Source organism: Aeromonas sp. R3-1, assembly GCF_040908345.1.
In the GTDB taxonomy this organism is placed as follows: domain Bacteria; phylum Pseudomonadota; class Gammaproteobacteria; order Enterobacterales; family Aeromonadaceae; genus Aeromonas; species Aeromonas veronii.
The window spans coordinates 30,396-46,694 of the sequence record NZ_JBFODN010000109.1; the positions used below are offsets into that span (position 1 = coordinate 30,396).

Annotated in this window: 16 protein-coding genes; 2 read left to right on the top strand and 14 right to left on the bottom strand. The window is 60.5% G+C overall.

Annotated features, from left to right (window positions below):
- Positions 1–180: 180 nt before the first annotated feature.
- Positions 181–981, top strand: coding sequence for a DUF2989 domain-containing protein (locus tag AB5Y85_RS07000; RefSeq protein ID WP_042082765.1), 801 nt, complete (start codon positions 181–183; stop codon positions 979–981).
- Between the two features lie 7 nt (positions 982–988).
- Positions 989–1,549, top strand: a complete 561-nt coding sequence (locus tag AB5Y85_RS07005) for an NUDIX domain-containing protein (RefSeq protein WP_257687042.1) — start codon at positions 989–991, stop codon at positions 1,547–1,549.
- Between the two features lie 107 nt (positions 1,550–1,656).
- Here the strand turns inward: AB5Y85_RS07005 and lipA are convergent, their stop codons facing one another.
- From lipA to leuS, 14 genes are all read right to left on the bottom strand, one after another.
- Positions 1,657–2,622 (bottom strand): lipoyl synthase, encoded by a 966-nt coding sequence (lipA, locus tag AB5Y85_RS07010; protein ID WP_005335190.1) that lies wholly within the window; start codon positions 2,620–2,622, stop codon positions 1,657–1,659.
- Complete coding sequence (gene lipB, locus AB5Y85_RS07015; protein ID WP_040066806.1) at positions 2,619–3,296, bottom strand: lipoyl(octanoyl) transferase LipB; 678 nt, start codon at positions 3,294–3,296, stop codon at positions 2,619–2,621. Before lipB ends, lipA begins: the two co-directional genes overlap by 4 nt.
- A gap of 62 nt (positions 3,297–3,358) precedes the next feature.
- Positions 3,359–3,622, bottom strand: coding sequence for a DUF493 family protein YbeD (gene ybeD / locus AB5Y85_RS07020; protein WP_005335178.1), 264 nt, complete (start codon positions 3,620–3,622; stop codon positions 3,359–3,361).
- Positions 3,623–3,914: 292 nt separating this feature from the next.
- Positions 3,915–5,111 (bottom strand): D-alanyl-D-alanine carboxypeptidase family protein, encoded by a 1,197-nt coding sequence (locus AB5Y85_RS07025; RefSeq protein ID WP_005335176.1) that lies wholly within the window; start codon positions 5,109–5,111, stop codon positions 3,915–3,917.
- 186 nt (positions 5,112–5,297) lie between these two features.
- Complete coding sequence (locus AB5Y85_RS07030; RefSeq protein ID WP_257687041.1) at positions 5,298–6,278, bottom strand: septal ring lytic transglycosylase RlpA family protein; 981 nt, start codon at positions 6,276–6,278, stop codon at positions 5,298–5,300.
- Positions 6,220–7,218, bottom strand: a complete 999-nt coding sequence (gene mltB / locus AB5Y85_RS07035) for a lytic murein transglycosylase B (protein ID WP_257687040.1) — start codon at positions 7,216–7,218, stop codon at positions 6,220–6,222. Before mltB ends, AB5Y85_RS07030 begins: the two co-directional genes overlap by 59 nt.
- Positions 7,218–8,321, bottom strand: a complete 1,104-nt coding sequence (rodA, locus tag AB5Y85_RS07040) for a rod shape-determining protein RodA (RefSeq protein WP_005335170.1) — start codon at positions 8,319–8,321, stop codon at positions 7,218–7,220. Before rodA ends, mltB begins: the two co-directional genes overlap by 1 nt.
- A complete protein-coding gene (gene mrdA, locus AB5Y85_RS07045) occupies positions 8,314–10,230 on the bottom strand; it encodes a penicillin-binding protein 2 (protein WP_040066816.1) in 1,917 nt (638 codons plus the stop codon). Before mrdA ends, rodA begins: the two co-directional genes overlap by 8 nt.
- A gap of 103 nt (positions 10,231–10,333) precedes the next feature.
- On the bottom strand, positions 10,334–10,801 hold the full coding sequence (rlmH, locus tag AB5Y85_RS07050; RefSeq protein WP_005335166.1) for a 23S rRNA (pseudouridine(1915)-N(3))-methyltransferase RlmH: 468 nt from the start codon (positions 10,799–10,801) through the stop codon (positions 10,334–10,336).
- A gap of 19 nt (positions 10,802–10,820) precedes the next feature.
- Entirely contained in the window at positions 10,821–11,162 is a 342-nt protein-coding gene (gene rsfS, locus AB5Y85_RS07055; RefSeq protein ID WP_005335165.1) for a ribosome silencing factor, read from the bottom strand.
- A gap of 103 nt (positions 11,163–11,265) precedes the next feature.
- A complete protein-coding gene (nadD, locus tag AB5Y85_RS07060; RefSeq protein ID WP_257687039.1) occupies positions 11,266–11,916 on the bottom strand; it encodes a nicotinate-nucleotide adenylyltransferase in 651 nt (216 codons plus the stop codon).
- Positions 11,910–12,947 (bottom strand): DNA polymerase III subunit delta, encoded by a 1,038-nt coding sequence (gene holA / locus AB5Y85_RS07065; RefSeq protein ID WP_257687038.1) that lies wholly within the window; start codon positions 12,945–12,947, stop codon positions 11,910–11,912. Before holA ends, nadD begins: the two co-directional genes overlap by 7 nt.
- A complete protein-coding gene (gene lptE / locus AB5Y85_RS07070; protein ID WP_005335160.1) occupies positions 12,947–13,429 on the bottom strand; it encodes an LPS assembly lipoprotein LptE in 483 nt (160 codons plus the stop codon). Before lptE ends, holA begins: the two co-directional genes overlap by 1 nt.
- Before the next feature lie 220 nt (positions 13,430–13,649).
- Positions 13,650–16,226, bottom strand: coding sequence for a leucine--tRNA ligase (leuS, locus tag AB5Y85_RS07075; protein WP_368221288.1), 2,577 nt, complete (start codon positions 16,224–16,226; stop codon positions 13,650–13,652).
- Between the last annotated feature and the right edge of the window lie 73 nt (positions 16,227–16,299).

Sequence of the window (16,299 nt, forward strand, 5' to 3'; positions counted from 1 at the left end):
TAAATAGAAAATTCGTCGAATGCAGATCAGTGTAGGGGTGTATATTTCGTTATATTATTCTGCAATCGCGGCCTTATATGGCGCGCGCATTGTAATGGATATGTAACCGGTTTGCTAGCCGGAGGTGGCCCGTAAAGGCGCCAGTTGTTACCAACCCGCGTTACCAACAAGATGTGAACCATGGCCAATTTCCCCCTGCGACAGACCTTCATCATGCTTTCAGTCGGCCTTGCCGTGGCTGGCTGCAATGACGATCGGATCCACAACATCTGTGGCAATCATCCCGAGCTCTGCCAGGATCTGGTGGACGATGGCTGGTGTCGCTATGAGCGTACCGATGTGATCCGCAGTCGCTTCTATCTCAAGGAGGAGGGGACGGATCGGCGCAAGTACGAGCTGATGCGCAACCTTGAGCGCTATCTCAAATGTGCCGAGCGCTCCACCAGCATTGAATACAAGAATGCCCGCGAGCAGAAGAGTCCAAGGGTCGAGGGCATGCTGGCGGCCGGGGATCAGTTGGCCCAGCTCGATGCGGCGACCCGCAATTCACAAGATCCCTACCTGCTGCTCTGGCACTGGACCAACAACACCAACGAGCTGGCTCGCCAGCAGTTTATGGCGCTGGAAGGTACCAAGGCGCTGGATGAACCCGAGCTGCAACTGGCGCTCGGTGGTATCTACGCCAAGAGCGACCCGGAAAAGGCCATTGCCACCCTGCAGCACGGGCTCTCCCTCTATCAGGAGGGGGACAAGGTGAACAGCCGCATGTTCACCTCCCTCAGCACCCTCTATATGGGCCAGAAACAGTACGGGCTGGCCTATCTGTGGGGCAAGGTGAGCGAGTCGTTTCAGGATAGCCCCGAGGTCTCAGCCAAGCGTTTTGGCATCTACCACACCCTGAGCAAGACAGAGCAGGATGGTTACGATGTGCGGGCTGCCGAAATTGTCGAGCAGCTCAAGCATGGCAACTACCGGCCCTGAGGCAGTGATGACGATGTTCTCCCCGGCCAGCTGCTGGCCCAATCCGTTCGATCTCTCTTTCGTTCATGGCGAGGTACGTACCGATGGCCGTACTCTGGAGCGCCTCACGGTGCGTGCCGTGGTGCCCCGTGGCGATGAGCTGCTGCTCGTTCACTCCCGGGTCAACGGCGATCTGATGTTCCCCGGGGGCGGCATTGAAGCGGGGGAGAGCCACCATGTGGCGCTCGCTCGCGAGCTGCTGGAGGAGTGCGGTGCCGAGCTGCGGGAAGTGGGGGGCCTGCTTGGCGAGACCCGTGAATATCGCGCCGCCCGCGAGCCGGGGTTCGATGCCTACTGCATTCGCTCGCTCTACTACTTGTGCCGGATTGGCGATCAGCTGGTGGCCCCGCAGCCGCAGCCCTACGAGATCCGCCTAGGCTTCGTGCCCGGCTGGTTTGCCCTCGACGAGGCGCTGCAGACCAACAAGACCCAGTTGGCGGGGCCCTGTCCCCAGTGGACGGCGCGAGAGACCCGGGTGCTGGCCCAACTGCAACGCTGGCATCAGCAGGGGATCTTCAACCACGGCTGATGAGTAGATCAAGCCGCAACGGTCAGTGACACCAACAAAAAGAGCGCCAATAGGCGCTCTTTTTAATTGAGATGGAGGCGGTTATTTGGCCTCTCTGTCGTGCGAGATCATTTGACCTCTTCGCCCTTGGCTTGCAGATCAGCATGGTAGGAGGAGCGAACGAAAGGACCACAGGCGGCGTGGGTAAAGCCCAACTCCATGGCGACATCTTTCAGCTCGTCAAACTCTGCTGGCGGCACGTAGCGTTTCACCGGCAGGTGGTGGCGGCTCGGCTGCAGATACTGACCCAGGGTCAGCATGTTGACGCCGTGGGCGCGCAGATCCTTGAGCACCTCGACGATCTCTTCGTTGGTCTCGCCAAGGCCCATCATCAGACCGGACTTGGTCGGTACGTGGGGGTGCATCTCCTTGATGCGGCGCAGCAGCTCCAGCGACCACTTGTAGTCGGCACCCGGGCGAGCGACGCGATACATGCGCGGCGCGGTTTCCAGGTTGTGGTTGAAGACATCCGGCGGGGTCTCGCGGAACACCTCCAGTGCCTGCTCCATCCGGCCACGGAAGTCCGGGGTCAGGATCTCGATGCGGGTCTGCGGGCTGTGCTCGCGGATCTCGCGGATGCAGTCGGCGAAGTGCTGAGCACCGCCGTCGCGCAGATCGTCGCGGTCCACCGAGGTGATCACCACATACTTGAGGTTCATCTCCTTGATGGTCAGCGCCAGCTTCTTCGGCTCTTCCGGATCGAGTGCCAGCGGGCGGCCGTGGGCCACGTCGCAGAAGGGGCAACGGCGGGTGCAGATGGCGCCCATGATCATAAAGGTGGCGGTGCCGTGGTTGAAACACTCCGCCAGATTGGGGCAGGAGGCCTCTTCACAGACCGAGTGCAGCTTGTTCTTGCGCAAGGTGCTCTTGATGTGTTCGATCTTCTGGCTGGAGGGGGGCAGCTTGATCCGCATCCAGTCCGGCTTGCGAAGGAGTTCTTCGTTGGGATCCGGCATGAATTTCACCGGGATCAGGGCCATCTTGTCGCCATCGCGCAGCTTGACGCCCGGCTCCATACGAACGGGTTTGCTCATGATTCACTCTCGGTGTTTGTTATTGTTTGATAGCCAATCAGGCGAGCCAGCTCGGCCACCAGAATGGATTGCGCCTCGGCCACGCTCTGCGGGCCGCCCAGGGCGCTGGTCTGGGTCATGGCCATGCCCGCATAGCCACACGGATTGATGTGCAGGAAGGGGGTCATGTCCATGTTGATGTTGAGGGCCAGCCCGTGGAACGAGCACCCCTTGCGGATGCGCAGACCCAGCGAGGCCAGTTTTGCCTCCATGCCAAGGTCATTTTTCACATAGACCCCGGGGGCATCGGCCTTGGCATAGGCCTGGATATCGCTTTTGGCGAGGGTGTTGATGATGGCTGTCTCCAGCGCGGTCACCAGCTCGCGAACCGAGAATTTGCAGCGGCGGACATCCACCAGTACGTAGAGCACCAGCTGGCCCGGGCCGTGATAGGTCACCTGACCGCCGCGATCGCTCTGCACCACCGGGATATTGCCCGGATTGAGCAGGTGTTCGGCTTTGCCGGCCTGACCCTGGGTGTAGACGGGATCGTGCTCGACCACCCAGAACTCGTCCGGGGTGTCGCTGGTGCGGTTGTCTGTGAAGGCTTTCATGGCGTCCCATACCGGCTGGTAGGGGCGGCGACCCAGCTGCCTGACAATCAGGCTGGACTGGGCGGGGATCTGGGATGACATGGCGTCCTCGCGGCGTGCTGCGGCCAAAAACAGTCGCCCCGCAGAACGGGGCGAGAGAGAAATTACAGTACGTATTTCACCAGCTCGATCTTGCCAAGGGCGTGGTACATCGCTTCGATGTGCTCTTTGCTCTGGGCAGTCACGGTCACGCGGACCGAGTGGTAGTTGCCCTTGGAGCTGGGCTGGACTGTCGGGCTGTAGGTGCCGGGGGCGTGCTGCTGCAGCACTTCAACCACCATTTCCGGCAGTGCCGGGTCGGCAACGCCGAGTACCTTGAACGGGAATTTGCAGGGAAACTCCAGCAGTTCATCAAACTTGGTATTCATTTACTCACCTTTTGCGTCATCACCTGGATGACTTCATCTTGGATGGCTAGTGGCCGATGGCCCGTGGAGGCCGCCATTTCAAGTCTATATGGGCACGGCTCATAACTATATGGGCGCTGCCCGGACCGGGATCAAGGCCAGGATCGGTCAGACAAGGATGGAAGTGCTGCTTTTTACCACAAATCAGGGTAAGGCGGAACCTGCAGTTTACAGGGTTATTCACTGCCTTTGCCGGTCACAGGCAGCAGCGGCGCCTGTTGGCGCCGCTGTTTGGTGAGGATTGTGCGTTGGATTACTTGAACCAGCTGGTGACCAGCAGTACCAGGTAGTCCCACAGACGGCTCATCAAGCCACCTTCCTGCACCTCTTCCAGGGCTACCAGCGGCACCTGCTTGATCTCTTTGTCGCCCTGCTTCAGGAACACGGTACCGACGCGCTGGCCCTTGGCCAGCGGCGCTTTCAGCTCGCTGTCGAGCTGGAAGTCAGCCTTCAGGTTGTTGCCCTGACCGCGGGTGACCAGCACGGAGACATCTTTGTCGACGCCCAGTTTCACTTCCGGTTTGTCGCCCATCCAGATCTTCTGGGTGACCAGCTCGGTGCCTGCCTTGTACGGGGTCAGGCTCTGGAAGAAGCGGAAGCCATAGGTGAGCAGTTTTTTGCTCTCGGCGGCGCGGGAGGCTTCACTGCTGGCGCCCAGTACCACGGCGATCAGGCGCATGCCTTCGTTGTTGGTGGCAGAGGAGACCAGGTTATAGCCGACCTGGCTGACGTGGCCGGTCTTGATGCCATCCACCTGCAGGGATTGATCCCACAGCAGGCGGTTGCGGTTGTGCTGGGTGATGCCGTTGAAGACGAAGGATTTCTGGGAGTAGATCTTGTACTCCTCCGGCAGGTCGCGGATCAGCGCCTGACCCAGACGGGCCATATCGTGAGCGGTACTGTAGTGACCTTCCGCATCCAGACCGTGCGGGTTCATGAAGTGGCTGTCGTTCATGCCGAGCTTGGCGGCCCAGCTGTTCATCAGGCTGGCGAAGGAGTCGGTGCTGCCTGCCAGGAACTCGGCCATGGCGACGCAGGCGTCGTTGCCGGACTGGATGATGATGCCCTTGTTCAGGTCATCGACGGAGACCTGCTTGCCCACCTCGATAAACATCTTGGAGGAGTCGGAGTAGTTCTTGGACCAGGCGTTCTGGCTGATGGTCACCATGTCGGTGCGCTTGATATTCCCCTTCAGCAGCTCCTGGCCGATGATGTAGGAGGTCATCATCTTGGTCAGACTGGCGGGCGGCAGACGCTCTTCGGCGTTCTGCTCGGCCAGCACCTGACCGGAGTAGTAGTCGATCAGAATATGGGCCTTGGCGGAGATCTCCGGCGCGGCGGGAACCACCATGGGCATGGCATTCGGGGTCGGTGTCGGCACCGGCGTATTGGCCTGGGCGGTTACGCTGATCAGTGAGGCCAGAAGAACTGAACGGGCAAATTTGGACATCTTGAAATTCCTGCGAGCCAGATGGGGATAAAATGCGGGCCTAACTATACCAGATGCGCCCGCAGGTTATAGCCCGAGATGGCGATCAGAACTGGTTTTTTATCCATCACTCCCTGTCATCACGCCATAAAACGACGTGATGACAGTGAGTAAGCGGTTAGTCACATCCGCGGCAAAAGGGGGCGATCAGGGCACGATAAAGGCCTGTTCCAGCCCGCCCTGACGTACTTTTTCCAGCACACTTGCCTGCTGGTCGGCGGCGACCGGGCCAATCAGCACCCGGAAAATGGCGCCATGAGCATCGATCCGGTAGGGCACGCCGTAACGCTGGGTCATCACCTTGCCCATCGCCTCGGCCCGATCCCGGGAGCCGCTGGCCAGTACCTGGATCATCTTGCCATCACCACTGCTGGCAGGAGCTGCGGTCTTGGCGGGAGCTGGCTTGACAGGTGCCGCTTTGGCGGGCGTGGCCGCGGGCGCCTTGACGGGAGTGGGTTCGGCGGCGGGAGTGGCCATCGCCAGCGCCGTCGGTTCACCCAGGAAGCCATCTTGCGACAGCGTGTTCGAGGCCGCAGCCGGAGTGGTCGGAGTCATTTCGATGGGCTTCATCGGCTCCATGATCACCATCTGATCCGGGGTGTCGCTGATCAGCTCCAGCCGTACTCGGGCCTCACCGTTATCGACCATCTCCAGCTGCTTGGCCGCTGCGTAGGAGAGGTCGATCAGGCGCGGGCTGTTGAAGGGACCGCGATCGTTGACCCGCACTATGGTCTCCAGCCCGTTGTCCAGATTGGTGACCCGCACATAGCTCGGGATGGGCAGGTTGCGGTGGGCGGCACTGAACAGCTTGCTGTCCAGCACATCGCCGTTGGCGGTCTTCTGGCCGTCCAGATCCGGCGACAGCCAGCTGGCTGTGCCCTCTTCGCTGTAGTGTTTGATGTCGCGCCACACCTCGTGCTTCTGCTTGCCGATCCAGTAGTCCCGGTTGCCGCTGGCACTCAGGGGCTCGGGGCGCGGAATGGCGCCGGTGGCTTGCGGGATCTCGATAACGGGTGGCTTGCTGACCGGTGCTTGCGGCTCGACGGGGGCGCTCTGTTCCGGCTGGCTGCTACAGGCGGCCAGCAACAAGCTCAGGCTGAGCGGGAGGAGTTTGTGACGAAGATGCATACGCTTCCTGAATGGCTTGGCTAAGTTGATACACCGCCATCGCATAGAGTGGGCTGCGATTGTAACGGGTGATCACATAAAAGTTATGCCGTGCGACCCAGTATTCCGGTCCATCGGCTTGGGCAAACGCCAGCAACTTGACCGGCGTCTGTGGGGCCAGCGGCGTGGCGAGCTCAATCCCTGCCGCCGCCAGTTCTGACCACTGTTGTGTTAACTCGGGCTCAGGCCTGAGTAGAGGTTCGACTGCCATCAACCCGATCTGGGCCGGTTCCACCACGGATTCGCCCCAGCGCCACTGGTGGCGGGCAAAATAGTTGGCCACGCTGCCGATGGCATCGACCGGGTTGGCAAACAGATCCCGCTTGCCATCCCCGTCAAAATCGACGGCGTAGTGGCGGTAGCTGGAGGGCATGAACTGCCCCATCCCCATGGCGCCGGCATAGGAGCCCTTGAGGGTATCGAGTTGCCACCCTTCCTCTTTGGCCAGCACCACCAGCTGGGCAAACTCCTTGGCAAAGAAGTCGCTGCGCTCCGGGTAGTGGAACCCCAGGGTGTAGAGGCTATCGAGCACCGGATGACGACCCATCTGGCGACCGTAGAAGGTCTCGACCCCTATGATGGCCACGATGAGCGAGGCGGGCACCCGATAGGTCTGCTCCGCGCGAGCCAGTGTCTCGGCATGTTGCTGCCAGAACTGCTGGCCGTCACGGATGCGATCCGGGGTAACAAACAGCGGCCGGTAGCGATGCCAGGGTTTGGCCTCCCACGGCTTGCTGATGGTGTCGAGCACCTCCTGCCGTAATTGGGCGCGGGCGACGGCCGCCTGCAGCTCCGCCAGCGGCACCTGTTGCTGTTCGGCGAGCAGGGCCAACCGATCCGGCGCCACGGCGGCGGTCGCCATCGTGGTGGCGAGCGAGAGCAGCAATCCAACCCGTCTCATCAGGCGAGCAGTCTTCTATGAGTCTGGATGGACATCAGGATACCGAATCCGGCCATCAGGGTCACCATGGAGGTGCCGCCATAGCTCACCAGCGGCAGGGGCACCCCTACCACCGGCAAGATGCCGCTCACCATGCCCATGTTGACGAACACATAGACGAAGAAGGTGAGGGTGATGGCACCACCCAGCAGTCGCTCGAAGCTGTTCTGGGCCTGCATCGAGATAAACAGACAGCGGCTGATGACGTAGAGGTAGAGCACCAGCAGCAGGGCAACCCCCACCAGACCGAACTCTTCGCTGAATACCGCGAAGATGAAGTCAGTATGGCGCTCGGGCAGGAACTCCAGCTGGGACTGGGTCCCTTGCAGCCACCCCTTGCCAAAGACGCCGCCGGAGCCGATGGCAATCTTGGACTGGATGATGTGGTAGCCGCGGCCGAGCGGGTCTTTCTCCGGGTCGAGCAGCATCAGCACCCGCTGGCGCTGGTAGTCGTGCATCAGGAAGAACCAGAGCACCGGCATAAAGGCCAGCATCAGCAGGACCGCCAAGCCGATCAGCCACCAGCTGAGCCCCGCCAGGAAGATGACGAAGAAGCCGGAGGCGGCCACCAGAATGGAGGTGCCAAGGTCAGGCTGGGCGGCGATCAGCAGGGTGGGCAGCAGCACCATGATGAGGGCGATCACCACATGGCTGAACTTGGGTGGCAGCGAGTGGCGACTGAGCCAAGCAGCCACCATGATCGGCATGGAGAGCTTCATCACCTCGGAGGGCTGGAACTTCATAAAGCCCAGATCGAGCCAGCGCTGGGCCCCCTTGCCGATGTGGCCGAATACGTCCACAGCAATCAGCATCAGCACCACCACGGCGAACAGCGGCACCGACCAGCGGGCGTAGAGGGAAGGGGGCAGCTGGGCCAGGCCGATCATCAGGGCAAAGGCGAGGCCGCCGCGCACCAGCTGGCGCACGATGGAGTCCATATCCTGACCGGAGGCGGAGTAGAGCACCACCATGGAGAGGGTCATCACGGCCAGCAGACCGAGCAGCAGGGGCAAGTCGATATGCAGCTTGTACCAGATGCTCTGCTGGCGGGCAGAATTACTCATTGGGAGCGACCTCACTCGGTTGGGACGGCTTTTCCGGTGCCGGTGGCAGTTGCGGATCAGGGGGCAGCAGATAGGCATCCAGCATCTGGCGTGCAACAGGGGCCGCATTGGTACTGCCACCACCGGCGTTCTCCAGCACCAGTGCCACGACTGCCTTGGGGGTTTCATAGGGTGCAAAGGCGACAAACAGGGCATTGTCGCGATGCTCCACTTTCATGGTTTTGGCGTTGTAGACCTGATTCTCTTTCATGTTGACCACCTGGGCGGTGCCGGACTTGCCTGCCGCCACATAGGGGGTGTTGGCAAAAGCGCGACGGCCGGTACCTTCGTGGCCGTTGATCACTCGCCACATCCCCTCCCGCGCCACCTGCCAGTAGCTGTCGCTCTTGGTTTTTAGCGCCATGTTCGGGTTGATCGGTGCATCGACCACTCCCGCCTGGGAGGCGGTGCTCTTGAGCAGGTGCGGGGTCACATCGTGGCCATTCTGGGTCAGGATACTGATCGCCTTGGCCAGCTGGATTGGCGTGGCGCTCCAGTAACCCTGACCGATACCGATGGAGATGGTGTCCCCCTGATACCAGGGCTGACGCCAGCGGGCCATTTTCCAGTCACGGGACGGCATGACCCCCTTGGTCTCTTCATAGAGGTCGACGCCACTGTACTGACCGAAGCCGAACTTGGTCATGTAGCTGTGGATCTTGTCGATGCCGACCCGATAGGCGAGATCGTAGAAATAGGTATCTGCCGAGACCTCGATGGCGCGATAGACATCGAGCCAGCCGTGTCCCCAGCGACGCCAGTCGCGAAACTTCTTGGTGGTGCCGGGAATGGAGAAGCTCGGGCCGCCGAAATAGCGGTAGCCCGGGGTAATGGCCCCCTCGTTGAGCCCCATTACCGACATCATGGGTTTGACGGTGGAGGCGGGGGCATAGATGCCCTGAGTGGTGCGGTTCACCAGCGGCCGCGCCGGATCGTTGAGGAGCGCCGAGTAGTTGGCGCTGGAGATGCCGGTCACGAACAGGTTGGGGTCATAGCTCGGGCTCGACTCCATGGCGATGATGGCGCCGGTTCTCGGATCCATCATCACGATGGCGCCGCGCTGGCCGGCCAGCAGTTGCTGGGCCTTGAGCTGCATCCGGACGTCGATATTGAGGTAGATATCCTTGCCCGGAATAGGTGGCTGGAACTTGAGGGTGCGGACAATCCGGCCGCGGTTGTTCACCTCGACCTCCTGATAGCCCGCCACACCGTGCAGCTCATCTTCGTAATACTTCTCCACCCCCTGCTTGCCGATATCCTTGGTGGCCGCATAGTTGGCGAGTTTTTCTTCCTTCTCGAGGCGCTCCACGTCACGGGTATTGATCTTGGCCACATAGCCCAAAGCGTGGGTGAGGGTGTCCCCAAACGGGTAGTAGCGTTTCAGGTAGGCCTCGATGCTGGCGCCCGGGTAGTTATGCTGATTGACCGAGAAGAGGGCTACCTGATATTCGGTCAGCTTCTCGTAGAGGGGGACCGGCTTGAAGCGGCGCTGGCGCTTCACTTCGGCGAGGAACTTCTCCTTGGTGCCTTCCGGCAGACCCAGCAGGGTGATCAGCTGGTCGGCGGTTTTTTCGAGATCTTTGGTCTCTTCCGGCACAATTTCCAGACTGTAGACTGGGCGGTTTTCCGCCAGCAGCACGCCGTTGGCGTCATAGATGAGGCCCCGTGGTGGCGCCACCGGTACCACGCGGATACGGTTGGAGTTGGAGCGAGTCTGGTAGGTGTCGTAGGACTCGACCTGCAGATAATAGAGATTGCCCAGCAGCACCAGCATCAGCACGACGATGCCGATGTAGGCTACCAGGGTGCGCCGGAAGAACAGATTGCCCTCGGCACTGTGATCGCGCATTTCGATGCGTTGTTTCAGCATGCCTTTACCTCAAGACCCTTGGGGGCAATAAGAGCAGGAACTGCATTGTTCACTCTCTGTGATAGGGGTGAATATGAGCGGTGAGACTCCAGAGACGCATGGCTCACTCTCTATGATACGGATGATTGGTGGTGATGCTCCAGGCCCGATAGAGGCTCTCGGCCACCAGTACCCGCACCAGCGGATGGGGCAGGGTGAGCGGTGACAGTGACCAGCTCTGTTCGGCGGCAGCCTTGCACTCGGGGGACAAGCCTTCCGGCCCGCCTACCAGCAGGGCTACATCGCGGCCATCGAGTTTCCACGCCTCCAGCTGGGTCGCCAGCTGCTCCGTGGTCCAGGGCTTGCCCGGAATGTCGAGGGTGACGATGCGCGAGCGCCCCGCAGCCGCCAGCATGGCTTCCCCTTCCTTCTGCAGGATGCGCGGAATGTCGGCATTTTTGCCCCGTTTGCCTGCGCCAATCTCGACGAGTTCAAACGGCATGTCTTTGGGGAAGCGGCGACGATACTCTTCGAAGCCATGCTCTACCCAGGCGGGCATCTTGGTGCCCACCGCAATCAACTGGATCTTCATGGTCGTTACACTTGTGCTCTTATTGCGTATTCATTTGAGCGGCACCGCTCCACAGCTTTTCCAGTTGGTAGAAGTCACGGTGTTCATCCTGCATCACATGCACGATCACCGAGCCCATATCTACCAGCACCCATTCACCGCTCAGTTGCCCTTCCACGCTCAGCAGATCCAGACCCGCGTGGCGGGCCTCGCTGGCCAGATGGTGGGCAATGGCGCTGACGTGACGACTGGAGTTGCCGGAACAGATGATCATGGTGTCAGTAATGCTGGATTTGCCGCGAACATCGAGGGTGATGATGTCGCGGCCTTTCATGTCATCGATCTTGTCGATGATAAAGGCATGCAATTCTTGGCCTTGCAATGAGTCTCTCCTGTATTCCGGCGCGCAGCGTTTGCGTCAGGGCGGCGGATTATATCATGGTCACTCCCGTTTCCCATCGGGTGGGGCGGGATTACGACAGGGGCTAGCGGCGGTTGGCGCGGTAGAGCCCTTGTTGATCAATATAGTGCGCAACCGACTCGGGCAAGAGGTAGCGGGTGTCTTGCCCCCCATCCAGCAAGGCCCGCAGTCGGGTGGCTGACAGTTCGATAGGCTGGTTGTCCGCCAGCCAGATATGACCGGCCAGACGCTGGTGCAGCGCGTTAGCATCTGTGGTGTGATGGCGCGCCAGCAGCTGTGCCACCCCGGTCGGATAATCCGGTTGCCAGCCCGGCCGCACGCTCACCACCAGATGGGCATGGTCGAGCAGCTCCTGCCAGCGGTGCCAGCTTGGCAGGCTCAGCAGGGAATCCATCCCCATCAGAAAACAGAGCGGCGTATCGGGCAGTTCATGACGCAGCTCGATCAGGGTATCGATAGTGTAAGAGGGCTTGTCCCGTCTCAGCTCCCGCTCATCCACCACAAAGTGGTGGTTCTCCGCCGCCGCCAGCTTGACCATGGCGAGGCGCTGTTCGCTCGAGCAGAACGGATTGGCGCGGTGGGGCGGGATATGGTTCGGGATCAGCCGCATCTCGGCCAGCCCGAGGGCATCGCGCGCCTCGATGGCCGGGCGAAGATGACCGATATGGATGGGGTCGAAGGTGCCGCCAAGCAAACCGACAGGCGCCTTCAGCACGGGCTGCTCTCCATCACCAGCGGCAGCGGGGTGCCATCACGAAAGCCGAGGGCAATGGTCTGCAGCATCAGCCACGCCTGTTCGGTATCGAAGCGGCGCTGGGCATCGTCCAATTGGGCCATCAGTTGCCACAGTTGCTGCAACTTGGCAAATGGCAGCCGGGTCAGTGCTTGCTGAATGAGCTGCTGGCGGCTCTGCCAGATGCGCAGGCGGCTGAAGTGCTCACCCAGCGGCTGGCCGTTGCGCATCGCCAGCGACAGCTCGGTCAGCTGCTCCAGCTCGCGGCAGAGGGTCCAGGCCAGCATCCCTGGCTCGGTACCTTCGGCCCGCAGAGCGGCCAGAATGCGCTGGGCCCGGTTCACCTTGCCCTCCAGCAGGGTATCGACCAGCTGGAATGGGGTGAAGTGGGCGTGGCGGATAATGGTCTCTTGCAGATAGGTGACGCTGATGGGCTGGGGCGGCGAGAGCAGGGTCAGCTTCTCGATCTCCTGACTGGCGGCCAGCAGGTTGCCCTCGTAGGAGTGGCACATGAAGTTGATGGCATCCGGCAGCGCCTTGAGGCCGAAACGCGCAAAACGGGCGTTCATCCAGCGGGGGAAGAACTTGGGCTCCGGATGGTTGACCGGTACATAGGTGCCAATCTGGTAGAGCTTGTCGAACCAGGCTGCCTTCATCTGGGTCTGATTGAGGCGACCGCCACTCAGCACCAGCAGCAGGTCGGGATGAAGCTGCTTGCCGATTTCGCTGATGCGGGCAGCCAGATCCTTGTCCACCTTGGCGGGCAGCTCCAGCTCGATGATCTGGCGGGCGGAGAAGAGGCTCATGGCCTGACAGGCATCGTAGACCTGATTCCAGTCCAGCCCCTGTTCCACCACGAAGGTGTGGCGCTCATCGAAACCCTGCTTGCGGGCGACCTGACGGATGGCATCGATGGACTCCAGTCGCAACAGGGGCTCGTCGCCAAAAACGAGATAGCAGGGCCGAAGCCCTGCTTTGAGGTGGTCACCAAATTGCTCCGGGTAGATCCGCATCAGAAGCTGACCTGACTCAACTGCCGGATCACCTGATTGGCCGCCTGCTCCTGCATTTCGCGGTTGAGCTGCTCCTGCTCACGGGAGGAGGCGAGTGCGGCATCCGGCTTGTTGAGGAAGCTGCGGTTGAAGTTGATGGGGAAGACCTGAGTCGGCTTGCCCGGTACCGAGATGGTGAACTGGGTACCAAAGCCCAGCACATATTCGGTGTCCGTCCCCAGCGCGTTGACCGAGGCGACCTGACTGGTGCTGCCTACGCCGCCCAGAGTGAGCACCGGAATGCCCTCCTTGTCGGCCAGGGTCACGCCAGAGGCCTTCAGGCGGGTGGTAACCATCCGGTAGAAGTCGCTCTTGTTGTCGCCCACGACCTTCATGGTCATCAGCTCGCTCGGAATGCCGTTGCCGCGCATGTGAAAGCCGCAGCCTTGCAGCAGCAGACCAGCCAGCACGATGGCCATCCAGCGGGTGAAGATGGTGCCCATAGAAAATCCTCTTTGCATTAAGGGAAAGCGGCGGGCGCATGGCCCGCCGTTATCATCCGTTTGCTGTTACAGATTGGCAATGATCAGTTGGTAACCAATCAGTTGGCAGCCAATTAGTTAGCGACAATATTGAGCTGTCATGGGCCGGTACGTCGTTACCCATGAGTGGCCACACAGTCAGCCAAGGTTGCCAAATGGTATGACATCAGTTGGCAACCGATCAGTTAGCGACAATATTGAGCAGCTTGCCAGGTACATAGATCACCTTGCGCACGGTCAGACCGTCGGTGAACTTCTGCACGGAGGCATCGGCCATCGCCAGCTTCTCGACGTCGGCCTGGCTGATCTCGGCCGGCACGGTCAGCTTGCCGCGCATCTTGCCGTTAATCTGCACCACCACCAGCTTCTCGGTCTCGACCATGGCCGCTTCATCGGCCACCGGCCAGGCTGCGTGATCGATGTCGTCGCCCTTGCCCAGCATCTTCCACAGCTCGAAGCCGATGTGCGGGGTGATGGGGTAGAGCATGACCACCACGGCTTCCAGCGCTTCCTGCATCAGGGCGCGGTCCTGCTCTTCTGAACCCAGCTTGGAGAGATTGTTCATCAGCTCCATGATGGCGGCGATGGCGGTGTTGAAGGTCTGACGGCGGCCCACGTCATCGCTCACCTTGGCGATGGTCTTGTGCAGTTCACGACGAATGGCTTTCTGCTCGTTGGTGAGAGCAGCTACATCCAGTGCGGCAACGGTGCCACCGGAGACGTGCTCGAAGGTGACGCGCCACAGGCGACGCAGGAAGCGCTGGGCACCCTCTACGCCGGAGTCGGACCACTCCAGTGTCATCTCGGCCGGAGAGGCGAACATCATGAACAGACGGACGGTATCGGCGCCGTAACGCTCGACCATCAGCTGCGGGTCGATGCCGTTGTTCTTGGACTTGGACATCTTGGTCATGCCGGAGTGCATTACCTCACGGCCTTCGTTGTCGATGGCCTTGGTGATGCGACCCTTCTCGTCACGCTCTACCTTGACGTCGGTCGGGCTGACCCAGACGTTGCCGCCCTTCTCGTCTTTGTAGTAGAAGGCGTCGGCCAGCACCATGCCCTGGCAGAGCAGACGCTTGAACGGCTCATCGCTGTTGACCAGACCCGCGTCACGCAGCAGCTTGTGGAAGAAGCGGGCGTAGAGCAGGTGCATACAGGCGTGTTCGATACCGCCGATGTACTGATCCACCGGCAGCCAGTGGTTGGCAGCAGCCGGATCCAGCATGCCCTTGTCGTAGTCCGGGGAGCAGTAGCGCGCGTAGTACCAGGAGGACTCCATAAAGGTGTCGAAGGTATCGGTCTCGCGGAACGCTTCCTGACCGTTGTAAGTGGTCTTGGCCCACTCGGCGTCAGCCTTGATCGGGCTCTGGATACCGTCCATCACCACATCTTCCGGCAACAGTACCGGCAGCTGATCTTCCGGCGTCGGCACTACGGTGCCGTCAGCCAGGGTCAGCATCGGGATGGGGGCACCCCAGTAACGCTGACGGGAGACCCCCCAGTCACGCAGGCGGTAATTGACGGTGCGCTTGCCCTTGCCGAGCCCTTCCAGCTTGCTGGCGATGGCATCGAAGGCGCCCTGGAAGTCGAGACCGTCGAACTCGCCAGAGTTGAACAGCACGCCCTTCTCTGTGTAAGCCGCTTCGCTCACGTCGACGTCGCCATCAACCGGCTTGATCACCGCCTTGATGTCGAGGCCATATTTGGTGGCGAACTCGAAGTCACGCTGGTCGTGAGCCGGAACTGCCATCACGGCGCCGGTGCCGTAGTTCATCAGCACGAAGTTGGCGACCCAGACCGGTACCTTGCGGCCATCCAGCGGGTGAATGGCATAGAGGCCGGTGGCCATGCCCTTCTTCTCCATGGTGGCCAGTTCCGCTTCGGCTACCTTGGTGTTCTTGCACTCTTCGATGAAGGCAGCCAGCTCCGGATTGTTCTGGGCTGCTTGCAGCGCCAGCGGGTGACCGGCAGCGATACCGACATAAGTCACGCCCATGAAGGTGTCCGGACGGGTGGTGTAGACCTCCAGCTGATCAGCCTGACCCTCGATATTGAAGCTGATGTTGACCCCTTCGGAGCGGCCAATCCAGTTGCGCTGCATGGTCTTGACCATCTCTGGCCAGCCTTCCAGATTGTCGATGTCGTTGAGCAGCTCTTCGGCGTAGTCGGTGATCTTGATGAACCACTGGGGGATCTCTTTCTGCTCCACCGGAGTGTCACAGCGCCAGCAGCAGTTGTCGACCACCTGTTCGTTGGCCAGCACTGTCATGTCGTTCGGGCACCAGTTGACGGAAGAGGTCTTCTTGTAGACCAGGCCCTTCTCGTAGAGCTTGGTGAAGAACCACTGCTCCCAGCGGTAGTAATCCGGTTTGCAGGTGGCGATTTCACGATCCCAGTCATAACCCAGACCCAGCATCTTCAGCTGGTTCTTCATGTATTCGATGTTTTCGTAGGTCCAGGGCGCCGGCGCGGTATTGTTTTTGATCGCTGCGTTCTCGGCCGGCAGACCGAATGCATCCCAACCTATGGGTTGCAGCACGTTCTTGCCATTGAGGCGTTGATAACGGGAGATCACATCACCTATGGTGTAGTTACGAACGTGCCCCATGTGTAGTCGACCAGACGGATAGGGGAACATGGACAGGCAGTAGAACTTCTCCTTGTCTACCTTCTCCACGGCCTTGAAGGTTTTCTTGGCATCCCAGTGCTTTTGCACTGCTGGTTCGATTGATTGGGGAACGTATTGCTCTTGCATTGGTGACATCCGGATCTGTGAAATGAATAGATAAATCAGCTGGGAAATCGCAATAGAATACCCATATCCTGCG